Here is a 26207-nt window from a genome sequence, read left to right on the forward strand (position 1 = left end):
ACGCCGAGGCCCGAGCATCCGCACTCGGGTCCCGGCGTCTCGAAGGCGTTCAGGCGGCCGGCGCGAGTTGCTGTCAGCAGGTGCGGCCGACGTAATGCGCACCCTGGATCTTGTCAGCCGAGCCCAGCCAGGTCCTGCCGGGTGCGACACACCGCTCGTAGTCGGCCGCGTAGGCGACCCTGACATGGATGACCACCCGTGAGCCGTCCGAGGTGCAGTGGTTGTAGTAGGCGTCGGCGCTCGTCTCGTAGAAGCCGCACGGGTCGGCTGCCGCGGGGCTGGACTGGGCGGTCACCGCGCCGAGGGAGGTGAGCACGAGGGCGGCGGAACCGAGCGCGCCGGTCACGATACGACGAAGACTCAAGGGGAACTCCTTTGCCGATCAGGTCGGTTGCAGGCACCAGAATGACCGCGCCCGCCCCTCGCGACTGAGCGAAGATCATGCCGTTCACCTGGTGAATCGTTCGCTCTGTAGGTCGTAGGGATGATCTTGCTCGGGTTGTGGGGCCGGCCTGAACCCGACCGTGTAGAGCCGTCCTGATTTGCGACGATGACCCTGTGGACAGCAACCCGGATTTCGGCGCGGACTGGCCGCAGGAGGTGTTCGACGCGGCGCCGACGCCCCGCTCGGCGGTGGCGTGGCTACCGCCGCCCGCGCTCTGGCCGCCCATCCAGGAGATCCGCTGGGAGCACGATCCGCAGGTACGGCGGTGGCCTCCGCATGTGAACCTGCTGTTCGGCTTCGTGCCGGAGGAGACGTTCGAGCGTGCCCTGCCGCTGCTCGCGGCCGGGGCCGCGGCGAGCAGCCCGTTCACGGCGCGTCTCTCCGGTGTGCGGTACTTCCGGCACCGGCACTACTCGACGGTCTGGCTCGATCCGGCCGCGGCGGAACTCGCACCGTGGACCCGGCTCCAGCGAGAGCTCCAGCTTCGCTTCCCCCTCTGCCGCGGCCGGGGTGGCCTCTTCACCCCGCATCTGTCCCTCGGCCGCACCCTCGACCCGAAGGGTCTGGCAGCCGAGTGCGCCGCACGGCTCGGCACGCTGTCGGCGGCGGTCGACGAGGTGGTCCTGCTCTCCCGCCGGGGTGAGGAACCGATGAGGCCCCGGGCCGTGATCGGACTGGGCACGGGAGAGGTCCGCCCTCCGCCCACGACCTGACAGAACGCGACCTGGCAGAACCCGGCCTGGCCGAACTCGACCTGACAGAAGCGGTCACGAGCCTCCCCCCAGGCGGCTGAGCACCTCCATGGCCTCGCGCTCCATGCGTGCGAGCTCGCCCAGCAAGTCCCCGGCCTCTTCGAGGCACCGGGCATCGCCTGATTCACCGGTGTTGGCGATCAGTGCCGCCACTTCCGTCCACAGGGTCGCTGCCTCGGCGTACAGCCTGTGCCCTGTGCGTAGATGCCCGCTGTCGAGCTGCTGGGCGCACTCGGCGAGGAAGTCGCGGTAGAGGTTGCGGAACAGGGCGCCGCCGGTCCCGGCCTTCTCCATCAGCCGAGCGGCCTGGGGCAGATCCCGCTGCGGGGCGTCGGTCCGCTGGAGCCAGGTACGTACGAGCTTGCCGGCCTTCTGGATGCCGCGGTGGCCGAGATTGGCGATGGGCGGGTCGAGAAACGCCTCGGCGCAGGCGGTGACGGCGGGAACGATCTGCTCGTACGGCTTGGGCGGGTTCCGCGGCGCGGTGAGGGTGAAGGACCGATGTCTGGCGGTCATCGGGCCGCGCGCGGCTCTGGCGTCGGCGAGGCTGTCCAGGCGGGTGGAGACCGCGCCGCCCTGCTGCTCGGTGTCCACCAGATACGCGTCCTGGTCGCCATAGCCGTACAGGGCGACGAAGTGACCGCCGAAGTGCACCTTCGAGGTGAAGTAGTCCAGGTGAAAGCTGTCGAGCTGAAGTCCGACGGGGCGGCCTGTGTCGATGGCGGCTGACACGTCCTCCCACGCCTTTCGGCGAGAGGTGGTCTCCCGGACCACGAGCTCGACCCCCAGCCTCGCGGCCGAGTTCTTCGTGAGCTGGAACGGCTTGACCCGGCCGCCCAGGAACGGGAAGTCCAGCTGCTTGCTGTCCCAGTAGACGAAGGACAGACCGGAGCCGAGCCCGAAGAGCATGGCCTCGGACAGGTCGATTCCTCGGTGCCGCAGCAGCACCCCCAGGGCTGTCGTCTCGCAGTGCTGTCCGCCGCGGGCGTCGATGCCCGGTACTCGTGTCATGCCGAGCCTTCCTCGATGGGAATGACCAGCCGGGTCATCAGCTCTTCCTGCGTGGCTTCGGCCGGCCCGACGAGATAGGACTCGCGGACGGGCGACCGCGGACGCAGCCCCCGCTCGTGGATGGCGGCGAAGAGCGCGTGGTAGGCCAGGGGCAGCTGAGTGTAGGGCCCGATGTGCACGGTCACGGCCACCGGCCCGCCGGGCAGTGCCGCGATGTCCACCGGCCCGCCGGGCAGCGCCTCGCCGTCCAGGCCAGGCAGTCCCTGCCCCTGCGGTGTCTGCGCGCCGACGGCGAACTCCAGCGGGTCCTGAAGATCCAGCGGGTAGAGCGCCCACAGCGGCGGCTCCCACGCCACCCCGGCCTCGCCCAGCGCGGGCAGCAGCCGGCCCACGCATTCCCCCACCCGTGCCCCGATCTCCCCGGGGGCGCAGACCGTGCGTACGACGGCCAGCCGCCGCTCAGGCTCCTGACCGAACGTCACGTCGTAGCCGGGCAGGCCGCCGCCCTTCGCCAGGCGTTCCAGCATCTCCATGCGCGCCTGGTCCTTGCTGACCCGTTCGGCCAACCGGTCCCGCTCGGCGCGAAGGATCTTCGCCCTCGAACCGGGCCCGGCGGCCAGGGCTTCGGCGATCACCGCCAAGGGGAGATCCATGTCGCGCAGCAGGGCGATGGTCAGGGCCTCGCGTGCCTGCTCGGGCGCGTAGTAGCGATAGCCGGTGCTCGCGTCCACATGGGCCGGCGCGAGCAGCCCCGTCTCGTCGTAGTGCCGTAGCTGTTTCACACTGAGCCGGCACAGTCGGGCGAAGCGTCCGATGGTGAGAAGTTCGTCGTGCACGCCTTCATGGTGGACTCTCCCACCGCGGGAGAGTCCAGTACCGTCGGGCAGGCTCCGAGTCGGTTCAGCGCTGCTGGTGCAGGAAGGCCATCAGCGCGGCCGTGAGTTCGGCAGGCGCGTCCTCCTGTACGAGGTGGCCCGCACCGGCGATCGGGTGCAGACGCGCGCCCGGGATACGGGTGACGAGCTCGCGCCCTTTCGCCAGGGGGATCCAGGTGTCGTGCTCGCCCCAGCACACCAAGGTCGGGAAGCCGATCTCGCCGTACCGGTCCTGCACTTCGTCGGTGTGACACTGGTCGGCCTGGGCGATCTGCCGGTAGAACGCAGCCTGGCCGAGCTCGCCGAGCCAGGGCTGGGTGAGCCGGTCGAGTACGGCGGGGTGCAGGCCGGGGCTGCTGGCGGAGCTCACGTACTCGCGCACCAGAGCGCGGTGCAGAGCGGGCGGCAGCTGTTCGAACACTGCGCTGTGCTCACCGACGAGCCGGAAGAAGGGCGACCCCCACGGGGCCAGCGCGACCGGGTCGACGAGGGCGAGCGCGCGGTAGCGAGCGCCGTGCAGCAGATGTGCGCGCAGGGAGACGGCACCGCCGAAGTCATGGGCGACCACCAGCGGTTGGTCAAGATCCCAGTGCGACAGGAGCTCGCTGAAGACCCGGGCCTGGGCGGCGAGGGAGACATCCTGGCTGGCGGACTTCTCCGAGGTGCCGTAGCCGGGCATGTCCCACACGAACACCTGGTGGCTCCCGGCGATCGCGCGGGCGACGGCCCGCCAGACGTACGACGAGAAAGGGGTGCCGTGCAGCAGCACGACCGTATCCCGGCCGGGCGTTCCGAGGCTGCCCCAGCGGACATCCCCGGACGTGCTGTGGAAGGTGTCGGTCAGGTGCCAATCACTCATGGGTGCTGTTCCTCCGGCAGTGCTCGAAGGGCGAGAGACCCCCACCGGCATCCTAATGCTTGCGCACATCCAATTCAGGCGAATGCGTGTAAGGCGCGTGTGCAACTGGTTGAGAGGGTACCTGTCGAGTCACATCCATAGGCGAATCCACAGGCGCATCCCATGCTTGAAAGGGGCTGTCGGCATGCAGATCGATCTGAACGGCCGTACCGCACTGGTCACCGGTTCCACCCAGGGGATCGGCGCGGCGATCGCCGCCGGTCTGGCCCGCGCCGGGGCCCGCGTGGGCGTCAACGGGCGTGACTCGAGGCGTGTGGAGCAGGGCGTCGCCGAGCTGGCCAAGGCGGTGCCCGGCGCCGAGTGGGTACCGGTCCCGGCGGACGTGAGCACATCGGAGGGCGCCGACCGGGTCGTCGAGAGGTTGCCGGACGTGGACATCCTCGTCAACAACCTCGGCGTTTTCGGCGCCGCGGACCCCCTGGAGATCAGTGACGACGAGTGGCGGCGCTACTTCGAGGTGAACGTGCTGTCCGCCGTACGGCTGACACGGCTGTTCCTGCCGGGCATGACCGAACGCGGCTGGGGTCGCGTGCAGTACATCGCCAGTGACTCGGCGATCGTCACCCCGGCCGAGATGATCCACTACGGCATGTCCAAGACGGCGCTGCTCGCGGTGAGCCGGGGGTTCGCCAAGCAGGCGGCCGGAACCGGCGTGACGGTGAACTCCGTCATCGCGGGGCCGACCCACACCGGGGGAGTGGAGGACTTCGTCTATGAACTGGTCGACCGTGACCTCCCGTGGGACGAGGCCCAGCGCGCCTTCATGCGGGAACACCGCCCGCAGAGCCTTCTGCAACGGCTGATCGAACCGGAGGAGATCGCCCACATGGTTGTCTACCTCGGCTCCGACTACGCCTCGGCCACCACCGGCGGCGCGCTGCGCGTGGACGGCGGATACGTCGACTCGATCCTGCCGTGACCGGCCTGACGGGTCGACAGGCGCCAGGACGCGGTCACTGTGAGCGTTCCAACTGGTCCAGACGAAGCCGGGCGGCGTGCCGGACGCGACGGGTCCTGCCCTCCTCGGCGAGCAGCCGTAGGGCATCGGATGAGGTGACCGCCGGTGTGGCGGAGGCCGCGCGCTGGAACCAGTCGGAGGCCCCGGTGAGCTCCCCGGCCGTCCATGGCTCGCCCAGGGCGACGGCTCTCAACAAGGTCCACTCGCGCAGCCGACGAGTGAGGAAGGCCCGCGCGTCGATCACCTCGGACATGGCCCGGGCCCAGGAGGTGAACCGGGGACCGGTCAGCAACTGAGCGGCCCTGCGGTCCAGATGACGTCCCACCGCGCCGTCCGCCATCACCGCGTCCTGGTCGGCCAGCACCGCGGCCACCAGGCCGGCCTCGTCCTCCTCGGCCACCGCTTCCAGCGCGCGCAGGTACTCGGCAAAACGCCGGTGTTCCGCCGGCTCTTCGTCCGGCCGGGAGCCGGTCATGCGGTCGTCCCTCCCGGCCGACGGCGTGCCGCCGGCCCGCTCGATGAGCACAAGTCCATCACCCGGACGGTACGCCGTTAAATGACAGGGACCGAACTGGGTACCCGTGCGCTGTCAGGAGGAGCGGTGCCGTGGAACTCACCGACTGGATGTTGACCTCGGACGAACGCGGCAACAGCGCCACCCGGCTGGACAGCCGCCGATCGGACCGAGCTGCTTGGTCGCACGGAAACCTGGTGCGCCCTCTCGTCCACGGCGCGACGTATTTCTCCGCGCTGCTCGACGCGATCCGTGCCCAGCGCGCCGGTGACCTGCTGCTGTTCACCGACTGGCGGGGCGACCCCGACGAGCGCCTGGACGGACCGGGCAGTCAGATCGGCACCGTCCTCAAGGAGGCCGCCGAGCGCGGAGTGATCGTCAAGGGGCTGCTGTGGCGCTCCCATCTGGACCGCTTCCAGTTCAGCGAGGCCGAGAACCGCCACCTCGGAGAGTCGGTCGAGGCCGGGGGCGGCGAGTGCCTGCTGGACATGCGGGTCCGGCCCGGCGGATCGCACCACCAAAAGCTCGTCGTGCTCCGCCACCGCGACCGCCCGGAACTCGACGTCGCGTTCGTCGGCGGGATCGACCTGTGCCACAACCGCAATGACGACGCGGCGCACCACGGCGACTCGCAGTCACTGCGCATCGCCGCCGCGTACGGACCGCACCCACCCTGGCACGACGTCCAGCTGGCCATCCGCGGCCCGGCCGTCGGCGACATCGAGGCCGGTTTCCGCGAACGCTGGGAAGACCCGGCGCCGCTCACCCGCAGCCCCCTGGTCCGCCTGCGCGAACTCGCCCACGGCGAGGACACCCACGCGGACTCGCTGCCACCCCAGGCACCCGACCCCGCGCCGTGCGGCACACACAGCGTCCAGGTCCTGCGCACCTATCCCAACCGCCTGCTGCGCGGCTACGACTTCGCTCCCGACGGCGAGCGCAGCATCGCGCGCGGCTACCGCAAGGCGCTGCGCCGGGCCCGGGCCCTGATCTATCTGGAGGACCAGTACCTGTGGTCCCCGCACGTGGTCGAATGCTTCGCCGAGGCCCTGACCGCCAACCCGGGCCTGCGCCTGATCGCGGTCATCCCCTCCGTCCCCGAGCAGGACGGCCGGATCACCCTGCCGATGAACCTGATCGGCCGGATCACGGCCCTGGACAGGCTGCGCCACGCCGGCGGGGGACGCGTCGCGGTGTACGGCCTCGAGAACCACGCCGGGACACCGGTGTACGTCCACGCCAAGGTGTGCGTGATCGACGACGTATGGGCCTCGGTCGGGTCGGACAACATCAACCTGCGCTCCTGGACCCATGACTCCGAACTCACCTGCGCCGTACTGGACGAGGCAACGGACCCGCGCGAACCGCGCGACCCCGGCGGTCTCGGGGACGGCGCGCGCGGCTTCGCGAGGGATCTGCGCCTGGAACTGGCACGCGAGCACCTGGACCTGGAGGCTCCCCGGGCTCCGCACGACCCCGACCCGCTCTGCGACCCGCTGAAGGCATTCGAAGCCTTCGCCTCGAGCGCCGCCGCACTGGACGCCTGGCACGACAACGGCCGCCACGGCCCCAGACCGCCCGGGCGCCTGCGTACATATCGCCGCCCGAGACTCTCGCGCACGGCCAGGACGCTGTACGCGCCGCTGCATCGGCTGCTCGTCGATCCGGACGGCCGCCCCTTCGTGCTGCGGCGTCGCAACGACTACTGACGGCTCGCGTGCCTACGGTCCGTCGCGGTGGGCGCCAGGGTGTGTGTCGTGGTGGGCGGTTGCCTCCGCGACCTGCTTGAGCCCCGACGTCGTGGCAGGGTCACCCACCTTGGCGGGCTGATCGTGCCTGCCGTTCTCGGCATGGTCGGGCTGGAAATGGGAGGGGGCCAGCCGATCGCCGGGGCCCTGGTCCTCCGCCGGGACGTCCGGGGATCTCAGGGAGGTGGAGGGGGATTCCGCGGCGCCGGGCCGGGGCCTGTCCCGGCCCGGTCCGTCCTGTTCCGCTTGCGCGCCCCGCTGGGGGCTCGGCTGGGTCAGCCAGGCCACGGCCGCCCCGGCGAGGGCCACGGGCCACTCGACCACGCCTGCCACGCCGAGCACTCCGGCTCCGGTGTAGACCGCGATCCGCCGGCCGCGGGGAGAGACCGCGCCGATCCGGTCCAGCGCCCCGTCGGCGACCTTGCTCACCTGGCCCGCTCCGGGCAGGCGGCGGAGTCCGGCGCCCAGGAACCGCAGCGGCTGAGGAAGCTCCGAAGACTTCGTCCTGACCTGGCTCATTTCGTACTCCCTCCGCGCGGACGACCTGGCGCGCGTCACCGACGGCCCTCGTCCGGGTTTCCCCTGACACGGCACATATGCGCTGTTCGTCAGCCGTACACCGATACGGCCGCTCGGAACACCTGGAAGCGGATCAGCCCGGCGAGGGACCCGAGGTGGCCGCGGCGCGGGAGCCGATGACGAAGCCGCCCGCCGGGTCTCGCGTGGCGGGCGGCTCAAGTCGTGGATGTTCAGAGATCGAGGTCGGCGACGGCACTGTAGGCGTCCTGGGCCGCTGGACGACACCGGCATGGCACCGGCGACGGGATTCGAACCCGCGTTACCCGCTTGAGAGGCGAAGTAGCCGCAGCCTGCGCACCTGAACAAGGCTCACCGTAGTCGAGGTTCCCGGGGACCGGCATCCGGTTTTCGGCGCCTCAGCGCGACGGCAGCAGCACCCCGGGATTGAGGACGCCGGCCGGGTCGAGGGCGGACTTGGCCGCGGTGAGCGCGGCGGCGAAGGGGGCCGGGCGCTGGCGGTCGTACCAAGGACGGTGATCGCGGCCGACGGCGTGATGGTGGGTGATCGTGCCGCCGCTCGCTTCGATCGCCTCCGACACCGCCGCCTTGATGTGGTCCCACTGGCCGACGATGCCGTCCCAGCGGCCGGGCGCGTACACGCTGAAGTACGGCGCCGGTCCGTCCGGGTAGACATGGGTGAAGCGGCAGGCGACCACCCCCGCCCCGGCCACCTCGTCGATGGCCCGCCGCGCCGCCTCGGTGACCGCGCGATGCAGTGCGCCGAACCGGTCCCAGGTGCAGGCCGTCTCGAAGGTCTCGGCGATCACCGAGTGGCGGGCCAACGCGTCCCGCTGATAAGGCATCCGCAGGAACGACGAGCGCCATGTCTCGGCGGCGGACCCGCCGCGGGTGCCGCCGTCCGACTCGCCTCCATCGTGGCCGTCGGACTCCGCCGCCGCATCGGCGGACGGCTCGCCGCCGTGGTCCCGGCACAGTTCCACCGCCCGTTCCAGGCCGGCCCGCACCGGGTGGTCCGCCGACTCGAAGGCGAGGACGAGGAGGCCGCCGCCGACGCTCACGCCCGCGTTGATCAGCGCCTCGGTCGCGTCCAGCAGACGGCAGTTCGCCGGGTTCAGCCCGCTCTGCGCGACGGCACGAGTGGCGGCCACCGCCGAGTCGTAGTCACTGAACCGCACGGACGTACCGGCACGCCAGCGCGGGCGCTCCCGCAGACGCATCCATGCCTCGGTGATGACGCCCAGCGTGCCCTCGCTGCCCAGGAAGAGCCGGTCCGGTGACGGACCGGCGCCCGAGCCCGGCAGCCGCCGTGACTCGCTGATCCCGACGGGCGTCACCACCCGCATCGATTCGAGCAGGTCGTCGATGTGGGTGTACAGCGTCGCGTAGTGCCCGCCCGCACGGGTCGCGAGCCAGCCGCCGAGCGTGGAGAACTCGAAGGACTGCGGGAAGTGACGCAAGGTCAGGCCGTGCGGCCTGAGCTGGTCCTCCAGGTGCGGGCCGAACACTCCCGCCTGGATCCGGGCCGCGCGGCTCGTGGTGTCGATCTCCAGGACCCTGTCCAGACGCTCGAGGTCGAGGGCGACGACGGCCCGGTGGTCGTCGCCCCGAACCTCGACACCGCCGACCACGGAACTGCCGCCGCCGAACGGGACCACCGCGATGCTCTCGCGTGAGCACCAGTCGAGCAGATCGGTCACATCGCGCTCATGGCGCGGGCGTGCGACAAGGTCCGGCACCTGCCGCAGGTCCCCGTGCAGATTGCGCACGACGTCACGGAACGCCTTGCCGTGTGCGTGCGCCGCCCGGTCGGCAGGATCGGCGGAGCACAGGGCGGCCAGGGAGGCCGGGGGAGTCGCCCGCGGACCGGGCAGATCCAACGAGGCGATGCTCGGCGGTTCGTGATCCGTCAACTCGCCCGGCATCACGGCCCGCACCCGCCCCAGCAGCGCGTCGAGCTCCGCGCCGCCGACCGCGTCCTCGACGTTGCCCCATCCCCACCACGATCGCGTCATGCCGCCCGCTCTCCCGTCGTCCGTCCGTCGTCAGCACGTGTCCGGCGTGCGTCTGCCCCGGGCTCACCCACGGAACTGACTCATGGAATTGACCTATGGGTAAATTACTGCCTGGTCATATGTTGGCTAGGATGGGGCGCATGGGCAAGGCCGGAACCAAAGGTGTCTCCCGAGCCGACCGGGAGCGGCAGATCATCGACGTGGCCGTGGAGGAGTTCGGCCGACATGGCTACGCAGGCGTGTCCGTCGCCGCCGTCGCCCGGCGCGCGGGGATCTCCAAGCCGCTGATCTACAGCTACTTCGACTCCAAGGACGGCCTGTACCTCGCCTGCGTCCACCATGTCGGCGCGCTCCTGGTGAACTCGGTGGCCGCCGCCCGGACCCGCAGTGGATCGGCCGCTCATGCCGTCGACACCCTCACGGCGATCTTCACCGCCGTCGAGGACTGCCGGTACGCCTGGTCCGTCCTGTACGACCCGGCTCTGCCGCCCGCCGGGGAGATGCGTGACGCCGTGAATTCCTACCGTGAGCGTCTCGCCGCCATGGGCGCCGCCGGTGCCGCGCAGCTGCTGGCCGGTTCTGGAGACGGCGATCCGCTCGACCACGACCTGCTCAACCATGTGTGGCAGTACACCGTCACAGCCGTCATGCGCTGGTGGTTCGAGCACCCGGACCAGAACACGTCCCAGATGGCAGCCCGTTGCTCCCGCCTCCTCCTGGCCCTCGGCACCGACAGGGCCTAGGGGGTGTTTCGAAAGTCCCGCACAGCACCCACGGCGCCCGGCACGCACCCTCGCCGCACCGGCCAAAGGCCCAAGTACGTCCAGTACGAGGGCCTTCGTCCGGCACGCCGAGGGCACGCACCGGACACCGCGGGCACCGCACGAGACTTTCGAAACACCCCCTAGCTGTATCGACCCGGAGCGTTGTTCACGCGGCTGATGGGTGGCCGGCCTGCGAGTGCGGTGTGGCAGCGGTGGTGGTTGACGCCGGTGTCGTCCGACCCGCGCGAGCTGCGCATCGCCCAGGGAGCCCTGGCCAACGTCCGCGAGCACGCCGCCGCCGACCACGCCGCCCTCACCCTCACCCTCCTCGACGACGCCGTCGTCCTGGACGTCACCGACGACGGCCACGGCTTCGACCCGCCGCGCCTGCCGACGCCCCCGGCGCGGAACGGGGCCACGGCCTGCCCGCGATGCGGGCCCGCCTACGTGCCCTCGGCGGCTCCCTGACCGTGGAGTCCGCTCCCGGCGAGGGCAGCGTCCTGTCCGCCGCCGTCCCCCTGGAGGCGCCCGATGAGCCCCGACCGCGTTCCCGGGGCATCGACGGCGTGGAAACCACCCGCCGCCTCACCGCCGCCCCGGCCCCGCCGCCCATGTCCTGGTCCTGACCACCTACGACACCGACGCCGACATCACCCGCGCCACCGAGGCGGGCGCCACCGGTTACCTGCTCAAGGCCGAGCGCCCCGACGAGCTCTTCGCCGCGATCCACGCCGCCGCCGAGGGGCGTACCGCCCTGTCGGCACCGGTCGCCGGCCGCGTCATGGCCGACCTGCGTCGGCCCCGCCCCGCCCTGACCGGCCGCGAATACGACATCCTCGCCCAGCTCGCCCGGGGCATCGGCAACCGCGACATCGCCCGCGCCCTGTTCATCAGCGAGGCCACGGTCAAGACCCATCTGCGGCGCATCTACGACAAACTCGGCGTCGACACGCGCGCGGGCGCGGTGGCGGTCGCGAAGGAGCGACGGCTGCTGCCGTGACCCGTGGTCCGCGGAGCCGGCACGGAGCTGCGCATACGGAAGGGGCGGGCCGCCCCAGAAGTGCGTCCCGCCCCATCGAAGTGCGGCTCTACCTTCGGCCGTGAAAGCTCATGTGATGAGTCGCATGATGCATCACGTGATGCCTCACATGATGCCTCAGAAGGAAAATGCCGCAGCCGCCTGAGTTTCCTTGATGCAAGGATTGGCGAAGGTGTGCTCGTAGTTTATCCGTGTACCACGCCATACACCCTGGACGGTGACGACAATGGGGCGGTATTCCCTGGTGCAGGGCTGCCCCGCGTCATTCCCCCGGAGTGTGGCCAGACGGTCGAGCTCGCCGTTCACGCGGTCCAGGTCCGCACAGGCCTGGCGCGGGTCGGGGTGCGTCCCCGTGGTGGTGTACGCGCAGTTCAGCGTCACCGCGCGCGCCGGTGCGGTGGTGGCCGCACGTTCCCCGTGGCCGGTGGTCATGACCAGCGCCGACGGGGCGTACAGGGAGGCGGGTGCGGAGGCGGGGGCGCTGTGTGCGGGCATGCTCAGGGGGCCCGCGACGGCCGTGGTGACCAGGGCTCCTGTCATTGCCCAGCGTGTCATAGGTCGCATGGTGTAACTCCCTTCTGTTTGCGGTGTTCGATGCCTCGAAGTACCCGCCTTGTTGCTGTCGTACCAGGACGTTAGAGCGGAATTCTGTGCCGCCATTGGAATTCGGACCCTATTGCCTGTTCAAGCAGTGGCCTGATCGGGGGAGTGGTTCTCATGGTCGAGGAGGTGAGAGGACTTTCATCGCATGCGCCGGTGCAAGGCGTGGCCGATGTGCCTGGGGTATGAAATGGCCTGATATTTGTGAGTGCAATTTCAGCCCCGACGTATGTCGCGGGGAGGGCTCGTGGGGGCCCGTGGGCGTCGCTGGACAGCATCAGGCCCTGGCCGTGGGGCCAGGGCCTGAGACTCGATGGGGTCGGGGAACGCGGTCGCTCGGGACCGCTGTGGCTCAGAAGTCGGTGGGCATGCCGCTCACCTCGGCTATGCCCCGTAGCTCTTCGGTCTCCCTGTGTCGTTCCTTGATGTAGTCGGCGATGGCGGCGAGCCGGTCGGGATCGGACGCGGTGGTCGCGTCCGTGACGATCCTGACCGGTCCGGAGTCGTCGTCGACGTCGAGTTCGATCACTTCGTTGTCCATGCGGCCGGTGACGGCGGTGGCGATGACGAGGGCGGCCTCGTCACGTACCTCCTGGGGGGTCTCGTCGTCGGCTCCTGGGTCGAGCGCGAGGTCGAGGCTGGAGAGGCGCTCCTCTTCGATCGCCTTGAGAACCGGTTCCACCATGCGCAGCAGAAGGCGGTAGTCCTCCGTCTCCATCCGGATGCGCAGGAGGTCCAGGTACACGTCCACGGGCCGGCCGTCGCCATTCGGAATCTCGGATTCGCTCATCCGCACCGTGTTCCCCCTGTGCGGCCACTCAGACCCTTCGCCAGCGAGCCATGGCGAACGAGAACAGTCCGAACAGCACCAGCCCGGCCGCGACGCAGACCAGCAGCCATGGCCCGAGCGGCGTGTCCGCGAATGTACGCAGCGTGTCGTCCAGCCCCTTGGCCTGCTCGGGTTCGTAGTCGATGGCCGCGCGGACGGCGAAGACGCCGGCTACGGCGAATACCAGTCCACGGGCGGCGCCACCGGCGACGCCGGTGACATCCACGAGCTGCCGGGTCCGATGGCTCATCTGACCGAGCCGGAGCTTGTCGTGGTACTTGCGCAGCACGGCCCGTACGCCGATCCAGCCGCCGGCCACGACGATGGCGATCCCTGCCGCCCCGACAATCCACTGACCAGCGGGTATCTCCAGTGCCCGGGCGGTCGCGTCCCGGGACTGCCGGTCGCTGGATCCACCGCCGCTCTGGTTCCGGCTCGCCGCGAACGAAATCACCGAATATGCGACAAACACGTAGAAACTGAAACGAACGAGCGCCAGCAGCCGCTTGCGCGCGCTGCGGCCGTCCTTGCCGACCGATCCGAAGACCGCCTCGGACAGCCGCCACAGCGCCATGCCGACGAGTCCGATGCCCAGTGCCCACAGCAGCACCGCGCCGAACGGCTTCTGCGCCAGTTCCTCCAGGGCACCGCCACGGTCCGCCTGCTTGTTGTTGTCGCCGAAGGCGATCTGCAGTGCCAGCGCACCGACGAGCAGGTAGATCACACCCCGGGCGGCCAGCCCGGCCCGCGCCGCCCCCTCCGTCACCGAACCCCGCGCCGCTCTGCGCGCCCGGAACCGGCCGGTCCGTGTCAATGCACTCGTGTCCATGAAGACCTCCCGGCAATCCGGATGCCCCGGCTCGGCCGCCACACACTCGGGCCCGCCGACCCGAGGACCGGTTCCGACAACACACACTGTTGGTCGATGAGAGGTGCCTAAGCCGACTTCTCTGTGTCATCTGCCAGTACGCCCCGCGAGAGCGGGCGGTAAAGACTCACTGCCGCGACCACAGCCGGCGTGCTCCGTTCCCGGAGTTCCGGCATGTGGCGCGTACGGGAGACGAAGCACAGAAGGGGGCGTCACATGAGCGTGCAGCAGTACGACCAGATCGGTGAGGCGTTCGAGGGATTCAAGTCCCTGCCGCTGATGCGTTACGGGGAGGTGCCGAGCTTCCTGGCCATGGTGGGCGATGTGCGCGGCAAGTCCGTTCTCGACCTGGCGTGCGGCACCGGTTTCTACAGCAGGGAGTTCAAGCGGCGCGGCGCCACGGATGTCTTCGGCGTCGACATCTCCGTCGAAATGATCGCCGCCGCGCGGGAGATCGAGGCACGCGACCCGCTGGGTGTGCGCTACGAGGTCGGCGACGTGACCGAACTGCGGTCTCTCGACCGGCTTTTCGATGTCGCGTTGGGAGTGCAGTGTCTCAACTACGCCGCGGACATCGCGGAGATGGAGCGGATGTGCGGCAACATCCACCGCAGCCTGGTGCCGGGCGGCGAGTTCTTCGTGCTGGCCCAGAAGCCTGACTACCAGTTCGACTGCCCATCCCTGGACAAGTACGGCTTCATCTGCGAGCCGACCGGGGAGGAGATCGAGACGGGTCCCCGCGTACGTGTCACGGCCCTGCTCGATCCGCAGCCCATCAGCATCGTCAGCTCTGCCCCGCGCCGCGAGGTCTACGAGCAGTGCCTGCGGGCGACAGGGTTCAGTGAGGTGGAGTGGGTGCCGCTACGGGTGTCCGAAGCCGGCATCCGCGAGTACGGCGAGGACTTCTGGGCGGACGTCCTCAAGAGCCCGCCGCTGGAGCTGCTCCGCTGCCGCGCCTGACCGGGCGACGGCCGGGGTGACGGCCGGGGTGACGAGCCGGGCGAGGGCCTCGGGGTCGGCGGCCGGGCGACGGGGCCGCCGACTGGCCCCGTCCGACGGGCCGGGTGACAGGGTGGGGCGACACACATGTGCGGTCCGTGGCCGGCTGGAGCCACCGCAGGAGTGAGCGCCCCGCCCTTCATCGACCGCCGGGCACCCCGGTCGCCGGGCGGACCGCGAGCAGCGCCTCCGCCCTCGCCACGGCCTCGTGGTCCGACTCGGCGCCCAGCGCGAACTCGCGGGCGTAGACGGCCTCGCCGACCCTGTCGCGCAGTCGGGCGGAGATGCGCTCGACGTCGCCCCGCTCCGCACGGGGGTGCGCGGCACCGGCCCGTGCCCTGGTCGCCGCCGCCGTACCGAGCAGGCGGATCGCCCGTTGCGCGCGCCCGGTCAGGGAGTAGGCCCCCGCCAGACCTTCGAGCGCGAGCGCGATCGAGCGGGGGTCCTTGGTCGTCATGGCGGCCTGGACACCCTCCCGGTGGTGGGCCAGGGCGCGCTCGGCGTCGCCGCTCTGTTCGGCGATGAAGCCCAGCTCGGCCAGTACCAGCGCCAGGCCGGGGCCGTCGTCGTGCCGCCGGTTCCAGGCGAGCCAGGGCCGCAGCCACTCCTCGGCGGCGGCCGGCCGGCCCTGGCGTCGGGCGCTCAGCGCGAGGCCCAGCGCGGCGAACTGCTCCGCCGGCTGGTTGCCCTGCTCGACCGCGAGCCGCTGAGCGCGTGTGTGCAGCTCATCGGCCTCGTCGTAACGCCGGCCGAGCAGGGCGATCCTGCCGAGCCCCGACAGCTTCACCGACATCTCGGGCCATGTCTCCAGGGCCTGGGTGATCCGCAGGCCCTCCTTGTGCAACCGGGCAGCCAGGTCGTAGTCGCCGTTGATCTCGGCGAGCCTGCCGAGCAGGTCGGCCGTCTTCAGCCGACCCCACAGGTCGCCCAGTTCCGCGAAGTGGGCTCGGGCCTCCTCGGCGTCCGCGCGCACCCCCTCCAGGTCACCGCGGGCCAGAGCGAAGCAGGCTCGTGTGGTCAGCGAGGCGGCCGTTCCCCACGCGTCGCGCAAGGTGCGGAAGCGCACCAGAACCTGCTCGAGCCGCCGCTCGCCCTCGGCGAGCGCCCCGACCGTCCACTGGGCGTGCGCCAGGAACCAGTGGGCCCGGGCGAACTCCGGGCCGGATACGGGCAGGTGCCCCTCCACGGCATGGTCTTCCAGTGCGTCGCGTTGCGCGGCGTCGCGCTCCAGGGCGCCGTACCTTGAAGTGGCGCACTCCAGATCGTGCTCGCCGAGCAGCAGGCGGATGCCCGAGTACCAGAGCTCCGCCTCCACGCGCTCCTCCGGTGCGGCGTCGCCCGGTGTGTCCAGGGCCGTGGCCAGCGCCCTGCGGGCCTCGGCCAGCCGACCCCGGACGTACCAGTACCAGGTCAGTGAGTTGACCAGGCGCAACGCTTCCCGCGCGGCACCGGTCCGGGCGGCCTCGGTGAGCGCGCGCTGCACATTGGCCGCCTCCGAGTCGAGGTCCTGAAACCACCGGGCCTGCTCCCGCTCGTGCAGATGCGGCCGGGCAAGCTCGGCGAGGCGCACACAGTGGCGCAGATGCCGCGCGGCGGTCTCGGCGTACTCGCCGGACTCCACCAGCCTGTCACGCGCGTAGACCGCCACGGACTCCAGCAGCCGGTAGCGCGAACCCCGCGCTCCCTCGGTGCGGACGGTCAAAGAGCGCTCCACGAGCAGGCTCAGCGCGTCCAGGACGTCGCCCGAGGACATGGCGCCCCCGGAGCACACCTCCTCGGCGGCCTGGAGACCACACCCCTCACTGAACACCGACAGTCTGCGCAGCACTGTCTGCTCCCGGACGTCGAGCAGGCCCCAGCTCCAGTCGAGGGTGGCCTGGAGCGTCCGATGCCGTGAAGGCGCGTCCCGGTAGCCGCTGTTGAGCACGCGGAAGCGGTCGTCGAGACGGTCGTGCAGCTCCCTGAGGCCCAGCGACCGTACGCGTGTGGCGGCCAGTTCCAGCGCGAGCGGAATGCCGTCCAGGCGCCGGCACACGTCCGCGACGAGAGGGGCGGTGGTGGCGTCGAGCACGAACGAGGGGTCCATCGCGGTGGCCCGGTCCACGAAGAGCCGCACGGCGCCCGCGCCGGCCAGCGTGTCGAGGTCCGGCCCGGCCTTCGAGGCACCCGTCGGGGGCAGTGACAGCGGCGCCACCGGATACACCGTCTCGTCCCGGGTGCGCAGCGGTTCCTGACTGGTGGTCAGAATGCGCAGGTGCGGCGTCCGGCCCAGCAGCACGGCGGCCAACTGTGCGACGCCCTCCACGACATGCTCGCAGTTGTCCAGCACGAGCAGCAGCCGCCGTCCGGCCAGCACGCTCGCCAGCCGGTCCGTCGGACGCGTGAAGTCGCTGTCCGAGAGGTTCTCCCGGATCCCCAACGTCGCCATGACCCGCTCGGCCGACGACTCCACGCCGGCGAACCGCTCCGGGCGCCCGCCGTCCGCGAACTCCACCAGCCAAGTGCCCTCTTCGAAGGCATCGGCGAGGCTCTGCGCCACGGTCTGGGCGAGCCGGGTCTTGCCGACCCCTCCCGGACCGGTGAGCGTCACCAGTCGGCGCTCGGTCAGCAGCGTCCGGATGGCCCGGACGTCCTGGTCACGGCCGACCAGCGGCGTCGGCGAAGCCGGACCGGTCAGTCCCGGCGCCGGGCCCGTCCCCGGTCCCGGTCCCAGCCCCGGCGGCCCTCCCGCGCCCGGCTGCGCGGGTGGCTTCGGCCGGGCAGCCAGGACCGGGTCGTGACGAAGGATGGCCTGTTGCAGTGCCGCCAGCTGCGGGCCGGGCGTGAGCCCCAGCTCCTCGTCGAGCCGGCGCCGCACTTCGTCGAAGTGGTCGAGCGCGTCGGAGGAGCGGCCCGCCCGGTACAGGGCCCGCATCAGCGCGCCCCGCAGGCCCTCCCGCAGGGGGTGCTGCTCCACCAACTCGGTCAGCTCACCCAGCACCAGATGGTGTTCGCCCAACTCCAGCCGTACGTCGGTGAGTTCCTCCACGGCGGTCAGGCGCTCCTCCTCCAGGCCCGCCGCCGTCGGCAGCACACCCGGCCGGTCCGCGAACTCGGGGAAGGCGGGGCCGCGCCACAGCGCCAGCGCCTGGATGTACAAGTCGGCCCGCGCCACCGGGGCCTCGACCGCCCTGGCCCGGGCGACCAGTTCGCGGAACCGGCCGGCGTCCGACGCGCCTGCGGGGATGTCCAGGACGTATCCGGGCGGCCGGTGCACGACCAGTTCGCGGCTGCCGGGCTCCGCGTCCTCCAGCGCGCGCCGCAGCTGGGACACCTTGGCCTGGAGCGACGCCGCCGGCCGTGCCGTGAACGTCGACCCGCCCCACAGATCCTCGATGAGCCGCTCTGCCGGAACGACCTGCCCCTGATGGGCGAGCAGGTCCGCGAGAAGCAACCGGACCTTGACTTCGGGGACCCGAACCACACTTCCCTCTGCCGTGCTCACCTCCAGCGGCCCCAGCACCCCGAATTCCATGATCTCAGCGTAACCGGCCGTCGGACGAGGCGATGTGCGGCGAGAGGCCCGCTCACCGGGCGCCGACCCGGGCGCTCGCGCAAGGCCCCGCAGCGCGCCCGAAGTCGTCCGAAGCGAATCCGAAGCGCGACCTGCCAGCCTTCCTCGAAAGGCTCAACTGCGAAAAACGGCACCGCCGTTGTACTGGAGGAATTGATTCATGGGTGACAACCACACTTCGGTGTCGGTGCTCGGCCTCGGCCTGATGGGGCAGGCGCTGGCCGCCGCCTTCCTGAAGGCGGGTCACACCACCACCGTGTGGAACCGTTCGGCGGACAAGGCCGACGGCCTCGTCACGGACGGCGCGGTCCTGGCGCCGAGCCCCGCCGACGCCGTCGCCGCGAGCGACCTCGTGGTGGTGTGCGTGTCGACGTACGACGTGGTGCACGACGTCATCGGCCCGCTGGGTGACGCCCTGCACGGCAAGACCGTCGTCAACCTGACCACGGGCTCCTCCGAGCAGGCCCGGCAGGCCGCCGAGTGGGCGGACAGGAACGGCGCTCGATACCTCGACGGCGCCATCATGATCACCCCGCCCGGCATCGGCGCCGAGACCTCCGTCCTCTTCTACGCCGGCGACAAGGCTGTCTTCGACACGCACGAGCCGGTGCTGAAGCTTCTCGGAGGCGGCACCACGTACCTCGGCACCGACCACGGCAAGCCGGCCCTGTTCGACGTCTCGCTGCTCGGCCTGATGTGGGGTGCCCTCAACAGCTTCCTGCACGGCGTCGCCATCGTGGAGACCGGCGGCGTGAAGGCGCAGGAGTTCCTGCCGTGGGCGCACATGTGGCTCGACGCCATCAAGATGTTCACGGCCGACTACGCGGCACAGATCGATGCCGGCGACGACGAGTTCCCGGCCAACGACGCCACCCTCGAGACGCACCTGGGCGCGCTCAAGCACCTCGTCGAGGAGAGCCAGGCGCTCGGGGTCGACAGCGAACTGCCCAGGTATTCCGAGGCGTTGATGGAGGCCGTCATCGCCCAGGGCCATGCCAAGAACAGCTACGCAAGCGTCGTGAAGGCATATCGCCGCGCCGACCAGTGACAGGGTGCCGTGTGCGCGGTACCCCCTGACGAAGGGGCAGGGACCGAATCGCGGTTCGGAACCGGCCCCTTCCGCGTGCCTGTCGAAATCCACCCCCCGGGGGCCCCGAGGTTTCGGTGGTGCAGCGCGGCAGTGCTCAGCCGACGGGCGGCATGTCCGTGGGGGTGGAGTCGAGGCCGGGCCGTTTGCCGGCCCAGTTGCCGCGGGTGAAGTCCGGGATCTCGACCGGCCGGCCCTTCCTGGCCAGGGACGCGGCGCTCAGCGGGACCGCCGAGCACCAGGCGGCCGAGTCGTACACGTCGATGTCGGGCACCAGCCCGGCCCGCATCAGCTGGACCGTGCGCCATTGCAGGACGTAGTCCATGCCGCCGTGCCCGCCGTTGTTCGCGGCGTCGTCTCCGACCTTCTCCCACAGCCAGTGGTCGTACTCCTTGCGGTAGTCGGCGAAGTCGCGCCAGCTGTGGCCGCCGTGGTCCGGTTCGAGATAGACACGCGCGCCGGTCGGGCCGGGTCCGGTGTAGTCCTCGACGATCCCGCGGCTGCCGGCGAGGGTGTTGATCCTGCTGTACGGCCGGGGCGAACTCACCTCGTGCTCCGCCCGTATGACCCTGCCGCGCTCGGTCTCGATGAGGCAGGTGACCAGATCGCCGTTGATGTACGTCTCCTTCCAGGACGGGTGGTCCCGCGGGATGAAACGCTCGCGGTAGTCCGCCAGTCCCTTCGGGGCCGTCGCGGTCGCGCGCAGCGTGGTCATCCGGTCGCCCCGGTTGACGTCCATGGCGGCAGCGATCGGGGCCAGTCCGTGCATGGGGTACAGCGACGCCGTGCTGCGGGTGTGCCACAGCCGTCGCCAGGAGTCGGTGTAGTACGTGTCGGAGAAAAGAAGTTCACGCAGGTCGTGGAGGTAGCCGCCGTGGCCGTTGGTGATGTCGCCGAACAGACCGGCGTGGGCCATCCGCAGCATCGCCAGTTCGTTGCGACCGTAGCTGCAGTTCTCGGCGAGGAGCAGATGCCTACGGGTGCGTTCGGAGGTGTCGACGAGGTCCCACAGCTGGCGCAGCTCGGTCGCGATCGGGAGTTCCACCACGGCGTGCCTGCCGCTGCGCAGCGCGGCTCTGCCGTGTTCGTAATGGAACTCCCACGGCGTCGCGACGTACACCAGGTCGATGTCGTCGCGCTGGAGCATCCGGGCGTAGGAGTCGGCTGATCCGCCGTATTCGGCAGGACGGGGCTCGCCCTTGCTCACCAGCCGGTCGGCGGCGCGTCGGGCGCGGTCGGCGCGGATGTCGCAGACGGCGGTCACGGTGCAGCCGGGCACGGCGGCCCAGCCCGTGACCATGCCTCCGCCACGGTTGCCCAGGCCGATGACAGCGACGCGGACGGTTCTGTGGACGTCGAACGGCACACCGATCATCGACTTCTGTCCGGGGCGGCGGCGCGGCGCCTGCCCGGTCGCGGCGGACGCGTCCGGGGCGGCGGCGGTCATTCCGGCCGCGATCGCGCCGGTGGCGACGGCTCCGCCGAGGAGCAGTCGGCGTGAGACAGCGGGTGTTTCGGACATGACGGCAACACTCCTCGTGGGGTGGCTTGCATCACTGCCGGGGCACTGTCGGGACTGGCGGGACTTTCGGGGCATGACTCTGCGGGCTTCGACGCGTGCGTGTCAATACGTGCTCGATAGATAGCTGTTTCGAGCAGGATCGAGCATCTAGGATCAGCGGGCGGGGCGGCTGACGGCTCGAGGTGATGGGGACTCGCAGTGACGGTGCGGGAGCTGACGCTTCGACAATCCCGCGCCCCGGCCCCGTTCGGGTGATACGGCGGGACGCTCACCGCCGCGCCGTCCGTCTCGCCGGACGCCCGGCCGTTCCCTAGAGTCCGAGGTGCCCCTGCGCCGACACGGGCGGCGCGGCTCCTCGCGCGCTCACGAGGCGTTCCGCCGTCCATGGCTCAGCCATGTCGGTGGATGTCGTGCGACGGGGTCGGGGGCGCGCTGTGACTCTGCGGCTCAAGCGATCGAGGAGTGCTCATGTCAGGACAGTTCGAAGCGACGGTCGACATCGATCGGCCTGTCGAGGCCGTGTTCGACTACTTGGCCGACGGACGCAACGACCCGCAGTTCAGCCCCCGCGTGCTCGGGATCGAGAGGGTGCCGGACGCCCCGACCGCCGTCGGCACCGTCTTCCGGAGCACGGTCAAGGACGCCGGGATGAAGACGGCCAGGGAGTTCCGCATCACCGAACTCCAAGCCCCGGTGAGGATCCGGTGGGCCGAGGTGTCCAAGAACAGCGTCACGGCCGACGAAGGCGGGTACGACCTGGAGTCGCTGGCCGACGGCAGGACTCGCGTCCGGATCTTCAACGTCCTGGAGGGCCACGGCCTGGGCAAACTCATCGTCGGACTGGCTCTCACCGCCGCCCGCAAGGACGCTCCGAACTTCGGCGCCCGGATCAAGGCGGCGGCGGAAGCAGCGATCGACAAGGGCTGACACGGCCGGGCCTCACCGCCGGATGCAGAGGGCGACGATGCCGGCGAGGGCGGCGAGCGCGCTCATGACGGCGGCTCCTACGCCCAGGGGCTGGGCGAGTTCCGGGTGTGCGTGGGCGAGGTAGACGGACGCGCCGGTGATCAGCAGCCCCACGACCAGGGCGAGGAGGAGCACTGCCAGGCGCAGTTGCGTGTGGTCGGGGCCCTGGGGGCGGGGCGCGTCCGTGTCCGTGTCCGTGGTCATGAGTGGTGAGGTCCTTCGTCGGCCGGGTGTTGAAAGTCCGACGTCAGGTGCTGAAATCCGACGTCTCGCCGTTGAAACGGCGGCGGCATGCCATCTGGTTGCCCTGCGTTGCCATTGCGTTGCCGGCGCTGCCTCCGCACCGCCATTCCAGCGGACGCCTACCACAGCGACCGGACAAAGGTCGGGGGGTTCCAAAGCCGGTCCGTCTCGACCGCGGGCGCCGCTAGCTTCGCGCCATGCCCTCCAGCGACGGCCCCAGCGCGGCCGACCAGCAGCTCATCGATCACGCGGCGGCCCACGGCTGCACCGTCACGGCCAAGCAACTCGCCGGCTGGCGCCGGGCCGGCCTCCTGCCCGGAAACATCCCCGGCGGAGGGCTCGGCAGGGGCCGGGGCAGCACCTCCACGCCGCGGCCCGAGAGCTTCGAACTGGTCGTGGCGCTCGCCCGACTCGCCGGGCGTGGAAAGCGGCCCACCGACTTGGCGCTGCTTCTGTTCGCCGACGGGCTCCCGGTACCGGAGGCCACGGTCCGATCCGCTTTCCGTACCGCCGTGGACGCGGTGGCCCTCCCCGATGAGCGCGACGGCACCGAGGCCGCGACGGACCGGGAGGAGCGGCTGGACAACCTCTCCCACCGTCTCCGTGGCAGCGATCGAACCATGACCCTGGTCCCGGCCCGGGCGCGCCGCATCGACGAGGCGATCGCCGGTGTACTCGGTGAACTGCCCGCCGAACTCGCTGAGTTGGATGCGAACGACGCGCCGTCACGGCTCACACCGCAGGACGCCTCGCTGACCGCGGTGACGGCGATGCTCGGCGGGTCCGTCTCCGTTCAGGACATCGGGGCTCTGCTGCGAGCCATGAGCCCCGCGATGCCGTCCCATCCGATCGCTTCCCTCGTCGAGACCACGCGCGAGGACGTCCCGGAGGTCGCCGACCAGGTCCTCGACGACGGGGACTCACTCACGTTGATCCCGACGACCGACGCTCGCGATCTCTTGCGCGGCATGGCCGACACGGCGCCAATGGAAGACCTTGCCGCCGGCTGGCGTACGGCACAGCGGGTACATGAGTGGGCGCTGGACCTGTGCCGACGCGTGGAGGACGAGCTGGCGTCCGGCGAGATCGGTGAGGCCGTCTCGGAGTGGCTGCACGGCAGGCAGCTGCTGTCCGGGCTGTCCGTCCTGGAAGCCCTGCGCGAGCGTCGCTGGGCGCCGTCGAGCCACGCGCTCTCGACCCTGACCTTGCTGTTCCAGCGGCAGGTTCTCGCCTTGCTCGACGGTGCGGTGCCGGGCTGCCAATGGCTCGTTCTGGAGATGCCGGGGGTGCTGCCGCCGCCCATGCGCGCTCTGATCCTCGACGGCGTGACGCGCTCGGGTGGACCGGTGGGGCGATCCTGACGGACGCGGGTCGCAGCCGGGAGGCGAGGCGTCGGGTGTGACGATGCCTCATTTCAGTGAATGTCGTCCGGCCCGCGGCGCGCTGGTCGTCCGTTCGTATTGTCATGCGGAACGATGAATTCCGACTTCCGCCTCCCGACTTCCAGACGCAGCGCCTGGGCGGAGATCGCGCGTGTACGGCGAGCGGATGTGGACGGTTGGCGTGGCTGGTGAACTGACGCGGGTTGTACTGCGGGAGCGTCCCAGGGCGGCGGTGCGGCTGTACTGCCTGCCGCCTGCGGGGGCCGGAGCGGGGTTCTTCGCGCCATGGGCCGAACTGCTGCCCGAGTGGGTGGAGGCGTGCTCGGTGAGCATGCCGGGCCGGGGAAGCCGGGCGCAGGAGCCGTCGCTGACGGACACGGCCGCGGTGGCCGCACTGGTCGCGGGGATGGTGGACGACGAGGCCGACCCGCGGCCGTTCGCTGTGTTCGGGCACAGTGTCGGGGCTCTCGTGGCCTTCGCGGCCGTACGCCATCTGCGGGCCTGCGGTGGTCGTCTTCCGTCGTGGGTGGGGATTTCGGCACTGTGCGGTCCGCAGGACGACGCGTACGCGAAAGGCATGGTGCCGCTGCTGGCGGGGGGCCTGGACGGGCTGGGGCAGCTGGTGGGTGGCCCCATCCCGCAACGGCTGCTCCAGGACCCGGTGTCGATGGCAACGGCATGCACACCGCTGCTCGCCGACTGCCTGCTGCTGTTGCACCACCGGCACCGCGACGAGCGGCCCCTGGACGTACCGCTGGCCCTGTACGGCGGCGCGCAGGACCCCACTACGAGCGTGCGGCAGCTGCTCGGATGGAACGAGCTGTTCGCCTGCGCCCCGAGCATGCCGGCGCAGCCGCGGCTGTTCGAGGGCGGCCACATGTACCTGCACGGGCAGTTGGAGGCGCTGGTGCGCCAAGTGGTGGCCGACCTCGGCTCGGTGGTCAGAGAGGCGGTGCCCGCCGCATGACGGCACGCACCGGTGAGCAGGCGGATCCCCGGGTCCGACGGGTATGGGCGGCGGGCGTGGTGTGCCTCGGGCTGTTCATGCTCGGCATGGACCTGACCGTCCTGAACGTGGCCGTGCCGCAGTTGCGCGAGGCCCTCGGGGCCACCACGGCCCAGGTGCAATGGATCGTCGACGGTTACGCGCTGATGCTGGGCGGCAGTGTCCTGGCCGTCGGAGCGGTGACCGACCGGTGGGGGCGACGGCGGTGCTTCGTCCTCGGCCTGGCCGTGTGCGGTGCCTCCTCGGTGGGCGGGGCGCTGGCCGGCGAGGCGTGGCAGGTGATCGCGGCCCGGTGCGGCATGGGGGCCGGGGCGGCGTTGCTGATGCCGGCGACCCTGGGCGCGCTGCACCACATGTTTCCCGAGCCCGAGTTGCGGCGCCGTGCGATCGCCGTGTGGGCGGCGGTGGGCGGGCTGGGCGGGCTGAGCGGTCCGGTGATCGGGGGCTGGCTGGTCGAGCACGCCTCGTGGCGGGCCGCGTTCTGGATCAACCTGCCGCTGACCGCCGTGATCATCGCCGCGGCCTGCCTGGTGGTGCCCGAGTCGCGCGGACATCGGTCCGCCGCCTTCGACGCCGTCGGCGCGCTGCTGTCGACCGCGGGGCTGCTGGCCCTGGTCTGGGCGATCATCGAGGGCCCCCACCAGGGCTGGACCAGCGGGCCGGTCGTGACGGGCTTCGCGCTCGCCGCGCTGGTGCTGGCCGCGTTTCTCGCCTGGGAGCGGCATGTGCGGGCGCCGATGCTGCCGTTGCGCCTGCTGGCGCGGCCCGGCATCGGAGTCGCCGCGGCGGCATTGGCACTGATGTCCTTCGCCCTGTTCGGAGCCTTGTTCGTCCTCACTCTCTACTTGCAGGGTGTGCTCGGATACAGCCCGGTCGAGGCAGGGGTGCGCACCTTGCCGCTGCCGGCCGGTCTGGCCGTGGGGGCGGCGGTGGCCGTCGTGGTCCAGCGCAGGCTGGGCATCAGGATCACCGTGGTGAGCGGACTGCTCGTCGTCGCCGTCGCGTTCGGGATCTGGGCCACCACCACGGACCAGTCGGGCTACGGGCATTGCGCGCTGTTCCAGGCGGTCGCGGGCGTTGGCGCCGGACTCGTGGCGGCGGCGGGCACCGAGTCGGTGATGGAGTCGGTACCCACCGAGCTGGCCGGTCTGGGCTCCGCCATCAACGACGCGACCCGGCAGGTCGGCTCCGCTCTCGGCGTAGCCGTACAAGGCTCCCTCCTCACGGCCCTGTTCACCTCCCGCTTCCTCGAGACGCCCGCCGTCACGGGCACCGTGCCCGCGGTGGCCGAGGCCGCACGGCACAGCCTCCTCTCCGTGCCGGACCAAGCCGGCTTCCTGCCGCCGGCCGAGCGCATCGCCGTACTCTCGGCGGCCCGTCACGCATTCGTCGACGCCATGACGCTCACCGCGTCGACAGCGGCGGCCGTCGTACTGCTGACCGCCGCGGTCACCGCCCGCTGGCTCGCCCCACGCCCGGCGCCGCTGCTGCGACCGCGCACCCACCCGGGACCGCTCACGGAGACGGGTACGCCGCTTTCCGACTGACCACCCACCCCGCTGACCCCCACACGCT

General features: G+C 71.0%; 23 protein-coding genes and 2 pseudogenes. 12 read left to right on the top strand and 13 right to left on the bottom strand.

Annotation, left to right across the window (positions count from 1 at the left end):
• Window positions 1-73: 73 nt before the first annotated feature.
• A complete protein-coding gene (locus tag ACHBTE_RS14780; RefSeq protein WP_394724366.1) occupies window positions 74-346 on the bottom strand; it encodes a DUF6355 family natural product biosynthesis protein in 273 nt (90 codons plus the stop codon).
• A 212-nt stretch (window positions 347-558) separates the two neighbouring features.
• On the opposite strand from ACHBTE_RS14780, the gene ACHBTE_RS14785 reads away from it, so the two are divergent.
• Window positions 559-1158, top strand: a complete 600-nt coding sequence (locus tag ACHBTE_RS14785; protein WP_394724255.1) for a 2'-5' RNA ligase family protein — start codon at window positions 559-561, stop codon at window positions 1156-1158.
• A gap of 54 nt (window positions 1159-1212) precedes the next feature.
• Here the strand turns inward: ACHBTE_RS14785 and ACHBTE_RS14790 are convergent, their stop codons facing one another.
• The 3 genes from ACHBTE_RS14790 to ACHBTE_RS14800 all read right to left on the bottom strand — a co-directional run bounded on the left by ACHBTE_RS14790 (window position 1213) and on the right by ACHBTE_RS14800 (window position 3942).
• The gene (locus ACHBTE_RS14790) at window positions 1213-2208 is read right to left on the bottom strand and encodes a BtrH N-terminal domain-containing protein (protein WP_394724256.1); all 996 of its coding nucleotides are present in this window, start codon (window positions 2206-2208) and stop codon (window positions 1213-1215) included.
• Window positions 2205-3044, bottom strand: coding sequence for a MerR family transcriptional regulator (locus ACHBTE_RS14795; protein ID WP_394724257.1), 840 nt, complete (start codon window positions 3042-3044; stop codon window positions 2205-2207). The genes ACHBTE_RS14790 and ACHBTE_RS14795 overlap by 4 nt, the downstream gene beginning before the upstream one ends.
• Before the next feature lie 64 nt (window positions 3045-3108).
• Window positions 3109-3942 (bottom strand): alpha/beta fold hydrolase, encoded by an 834-nt coding sequence (locus ACHBTE_RS14800; protein ID WP_394724258.1) that lies wholly within the window; start codon window positions 3940-3942, stop codon window positions 3109-3111.
• Window positions 3943-4126: 184 nt separating this feature from the next.
• Here ACHBTE_RS14800 and ACHBTE_RS14805 point away from each other — a divergent pair, with 184 nt between their 5' ends.
• On the top strand, window positions 4127-4921 hold the full coding sequence (locus tag ACHBTE_RS14805; protein ID WP_394724259.1) for an SDR family NAD(P)-dependent oxidoreductase: 795 nt from the start codon (window positions 4127-4129) through the stop codon (window positions 4919-4921).
• A 34-nt stretch (window positions 4922-4955) separates the two neighbouring features.
• Here ACHBTE_RS14805 and ACHBTE_RS14810 read toward each other — a convergent pair whose 3' ends face one another.
• Entirely contained in the window at window positions 4956-5435 is a 480-nt protein-coding gene (locus tag ACHBTE_RS14810; protein ID WP_394724260.1) for a hypothetical protein, read from the bottom strand.
• 131 nt (window positions 5436-5566) lie between these two features.
• Here ACHBTE_RS14810 and ACHBTE_RS14815 point away from each other — a divergent pair, with 131 nt between their 5' ends.
• Window positions 5567-7183, top strand: coding sequence for a phospholipase D family protein (locus tag ACHBTE_RS14815; protein WP_394724261.1), 1617 nt, complete (start codon window positions 5567-5569; stop codon window positions 7181-7183).
• 12 nt (window positions 7184-7195) lie between these two features.
• Here ACHBTE_RS14815 and ACHBTE_RS14820 read toward each other — a convergent pair whose 3' ends face one another.
• Window positions 7196-7741 carry a hypothetical protein gene (locus ACHBTE_RS14820; RefSeq protein ID WP_394724262.1) on the bottom strand — a complete coding sequence of 182 codons (546 nt, stop codon included), beginning with the start codon at window positions 7739-7741 and terminating at the stop codon, window positions 7196-7198.
• A gap of 416 nt (window positions 7742-8157) precedes the next feature.
• Window positions 8158-9774: an FAD-binding oxidoreductase gene (locus tag ACHBTE_RS14825; RefSeq protein ID WP_394724263.1), complete on the bottom strand. Its 1617-nt coding sequence runs from the start codon at window positions 9772-9774 to the stop codon at window positions 8158-8160.
• A 140-nt stretch (window positions 9775-9914) separates the two neighbouring features.
• On the opposite strand from ACHBTE_RS14825, the gene ACHBTE_RS14830 reads away from it, so the two are divergent.
• From ACHBTE_RS14830 to ACHBTE_RS14840, 3 genes and pseudogenes are all read left to right on the top strand, one after another.
• Window positions 9915-10517 (top strand): TetR/AcrR family transcriptional regulator, encoded by a 603-nt coding sequence (locus ACHBTE_RS14830; RefSeq protein WP_394724264.1) that lies wholly within the window; start codon window positions 9915-9917, stop codon window positions 10515-10517.
• A gap of 270 nt (window positions 10518-10787) precedes the next feature.
• Window positions 10788-11068: pseudogene (locus ACHBTE_RS14835) on the top strand (ATP-binding protein); the annotation flags it as partial.
• A 21-nt stretch (window positions 11069-11089) separates the two neighbouring features.
• Window positions 11090-11538: pseudogene (locus ACHBTE_RS14840) on the top strand (LuxR C-terminal-related transcriptional regulator); the annotation flags it as partial.
• A 156-nt stretch (window positions 11539-11694) separates the two neighbouring features.
• Here ACHBTE_RS14840 and ACHBTE_RS14845 read toward each other — a convergent pair.
• From ACHBTE_RS14845 to ACHBTE_RS14855, 3 genes are all read right to left on the bottom strand, one after another.
• A complete protein-coding gene (locus ACHBTE_RS14845; protein WP_394724265.1) occupies window positions 11695-12141 on the bottom strand; it encodes a subtilase-type protease inhibitor in 447 nt (148 codons plus the stop codon).
• A gap of 388 nt (window positions 12142-12529) precedes the next feature.
• Window positions 12530-12967 (bottom strand): hypothetical protein, encoded by a 438-nt coding sequence (locus ACHBTE_RS14850; protein ID WP_394724266.1) that lies wholly within the window; start codon window positions 12965-12967, stop codon window positions 12530-12532.
• A 28-nt stretch (window positions 12968-12995) separates the two neighbouring features.
• Complete coding sequence (locus ACHBTE_RS14855) at window positions 12996-13835, bottom strand: DUF1206 domain-containing protein (protein ID WP_394724267.1); 840 nt, start codon at window positions 13833-13835, stop codon at window positions 12996-12998.
• Between the two features lie 255 nt (window positions 13836-14090).
• Here ACHBTE_RS14855 and ACHBTE_RS14860 point away from each other — a divergent pair, with 255 nt between their 5' ends.
• The gene (locus tag ACHBTE_RS14860) at window positions 14091-14834 is read left to right on the top strand and encodes a class I SAM-dependent methyltransferase (RefSeq protein WP_394724268.1); all 744 of its coding nucleotides are present in this window, start codon (window positions 14091-14093) and stop codon (window positions 14832-14834) included.
• Window positions 14835-15012: 178 nt separating this feature from the next.
• Here the strand turns inward: ACHBTE_RS14860 and ACHBTE_RS14865 are convergent, their stop codons facing one another.
• The gene (locus tag ACHBTE_RS14865) at window positions 15013-18387 is read right to left on the bottom strand and encodes a BTAD domain-containing putative transcriptional regulator (protein WP_394724269.1); all 3375 of its coding nucleotides are present in this window, start codon (window positions 18385-18387) and stop codon (window positions 15013-15015) included.
• A 199-nt stretch (window positions 18388-18586) separates the two neighbouring features.
• Here ACHBTE_RS14865 and ACHBTE_RS14870 point away from each other — a divergent pair, with 199 nt between their 5' ends.
• Window positions 18587-19474 carry an NAD(P)-dependent oxidoreductase gene (locus tag ACHBTE_RS14870; protein ID WP_394724270.1) on the top strand — a complete coding sequence of 296 codons (888 nt, stop codon included), beginning with the start codon at window positions 18587-18589 and terminating at the stop codon, window positions 19472-19474.
• A 136-nt stretch (window positions 19475-19610) separates the two neighbouring features.
• Here the strand turns inward: ACHBTE_RS14870 and ACHBTE_RS14875 are convergent, their stop codons facing one another.
• On the bottom strand, window positions 19611-21035 hold the full coding sequence (locus ACHBTE_RS14875) for a Gfo/Idh/MocA family protein (protein WP_394724271.1): 1425 nt from the start codon (window positions 21033-21035) through the stop codon (window positions 19611-19613).
• A gap of 468 nt (window positions 21036-21503) precedes the next feature.
• On the opposite strand from ACHBTE_RS14875, the gene ACHBTE_RS14880 reads away from it, so the two are divergent.
• The gene (locus tag ACHBTE_RS14880; protein ID WP_394724272.1) at window positions 21504-21962 is read left to right on the top strand and encodes an SRPBCC family protein; all 459 of its coding nucleotides are present in this window, start codon (window positions 21504-21506) and stop codon (window positions 21960-21962) included.
• A 12-nt stretch (window positions 21963-21974) separates the two neighbouring features.
• On the opposite strand, the gene ACHBTE_RS14885 is transcribed toward ACHBTE_RS14880, so the two are convergent.
• A complete protein-coding gene (locus ACHBTE_RS14885) occupies window positions 21975-22205 on the bottom strand; it encodes a hypothetical protein (protein ID WP_394724273.1) in 231 nt (76 codons plus the stop codon).
• Window positions 22206-22441: 236 nt separating this feature from the next.
• Between ACHBTE_RS14885 and ACHBTE_RS14890 the strand changes: the two genes are divergently transcribed.
• The 3 genes from ACHBTE_RS14890 (at window position 22442) to ACHBTE_RS14900 (ending at window position 26179) form a co-directional block, all read left to right on the top strand.
• Window positions 22442-23605: a hypothetical protein gene (locus ACHBTE_RS14890; protein ID WP_394724274.1), complete on the top strand. Its 1164-nt coding sequence runs from the start codon at window positions 22442-22444 to the stop codon at window positions 23603-23605.
• A 202-nt stretch (window positions 23606-23807) separates the two neighbouring features.
• Window positions 23808-24593: a thioesterase II family protein gene (locus ACHBTE_RS14895; RefSeq protein ID WP_394724275.1), complete on the top strand. Its 786-nt coding sequence runs from the start codon at window positions 23808-23810 to the stop codon at window positions 24591-24593.
• The gene (locus ACHBTE_RS14900) at window positions 24590-26179 is read left to right on the top strand and encodes an MFS transporter (RefSeq protein ID WP_394724276.1); all 1590 of its coding nucleotides are present in this window, start codon (window positions 24590-24592) and stop codon (window positions 26177-26179) included. Before ACHBTE_RS14895 ends, ACHBTE_RS14900 begins: the two co-directional genes overlap by 4 nt.
• Window positions 26180-26207 lie beyond the last annotated feature (28 nt).

The organism is Streptomyces sp. M41 (assembly GCF_043673425.1).
Lineage (GTDB): Bacteria > Actinomycetota > Actinomycetes > Streptomycetales > Streptomycetaceae > Streptomyces.

Excerpts from the sequence above, each read along its gene's own strand:
- ACHBTE_RS14800 (WP_394724258.1), bottom strand. The coding sequence starts at position 3,942 with ATGAGTGATTGGCACCTGACCGACACCTTCCACAGCACGTCCGGGGAT.
- ACHBTE_RS14890 (WP_394724274.1), top strand. The coding sequence starts at position 22,442 with ATGCCCTCCAGCGACGGCCCCAGCGCGGCCGACCAGCAGCTCATCGAT.
- ACHBTE_RS14870 (WP_394724270.1), top strand. The coding sequence starts at position 18,587 with ATGGGTGACAACCACACTTCGGTGTCGGTGCTCGGCCTCGGCCTGATG.
- ACHBTE_RS14810 (WP_394724260.1), bottom strand. The coding sequence starts at position 5,435 with ATGACCGGCTCCCGGCCGGACGAAGAGCCGGCGGAACACCGGCGTTTT.
- ACHBTE_RS14880 (WP_394724272.1), top strand. The coding sequence starts at position 21,504 with ATGTCAGGACAGTTCGAAGCGACGGTCGACATCGATCGGCCTGTCGAG.
- ACHBTE_RS14885 (WP_394724273.1), bottom strand. The coding sequence starts at position 22,205 with ATGACCACGGACACGGACACGGACGCGCCCCGCCCCCAGGGCCCCGAC.
- ACHBTE_RS14860 (WP_394724268.1), top strand. The coding sequence starts at position 14,091 with ATGAGCGTGCAGCAGTACGACCAGATCGGTGAGGCGTTCGAGGGATTC.
- ACHBTE_RS14865 (WP_394724269.1), bottom strand. The coding sequence starts at position 18,387 with ATGGAATTCGGGGTGCTGGGGCCGCTGGAGGTGAGCACGGCAGAGGGA.
- ACHBTE_RS14900 (WP_394724276.1), top strand. The coding sequence starts at position 24,590 with ATGACGGCACGCACCGGTGAGCAGGCGGATCCCCGGGTCCGACGGGTA.
- ACHBTE_RS14820 (WP_394724262.1), bottom strand. The coding sequence starts at position 7,741 with ATGAGCCAGGTCAGGACGAAGTCTTCGGAGCTTCCTCAGCCGCTGCGG.
- ACHBTE_RS14875 (WP_394724271.1), bottom strand. The coding sequence starts at position 21,035 with ATGTCCGAAACACCCGCTGTCTCACGCCGACTGCTCCTCGGCGGAGCC.
- ACHBTE_RS14855 (WP_394724267.1), bottom strand. The coding sequence starts at position 13,835 with ATGGACACGAGTGCATTGACACGGACCGGCCGGTTCCGGGCGCGCAGA.
- ACHBTE_RS14825 (WP_394724263.1), bottom strand. The coding sequence starts at position 9,774 with ATGACGCGATCGTGGTGGGGATGGGGCAACGTCGAGGACGCGGTCGGC.
- ACHBTE_RS14805 (WP_394724259.1), top strand. The coding sequence starts at position 4,127 with ATGCAGATCGATCTGAACGGCCGTACCGCACTGGTCACCGGTTCCACC.
- ACHBTE_RS14850 (WP_394724266.1), bottom strand. The coding sequence starts at position 12,967 with ATGAGCGAATCCGAGATTCCGAATGGCGACGGCCGGCCCGTGGACGTG.
- ACHBTE_RS14790 (WP_394724256.1), bottom strand. The coding sequence starts at position 2,208 with ATGACACGAGTACCGGGCATCGACGCCCGCGGCGGACAGCACTGCGAG.
- ACHBTE_RS14830 (WP_394724264.1), top strand. The coding sequence starts at position 9,915 with ATGGGCAAGGCCGGAACCAAAGGTGTCTCCCGAGCCGACCGGGAGCGG.
- ACHBTE_RS14845 (WP_394724265.1), bottom strand. The coding sequence starts at position 12,141 with ATGCGACCTATGACACGCTGGGCAATGACAGGAGCCCTGGTCACCACG.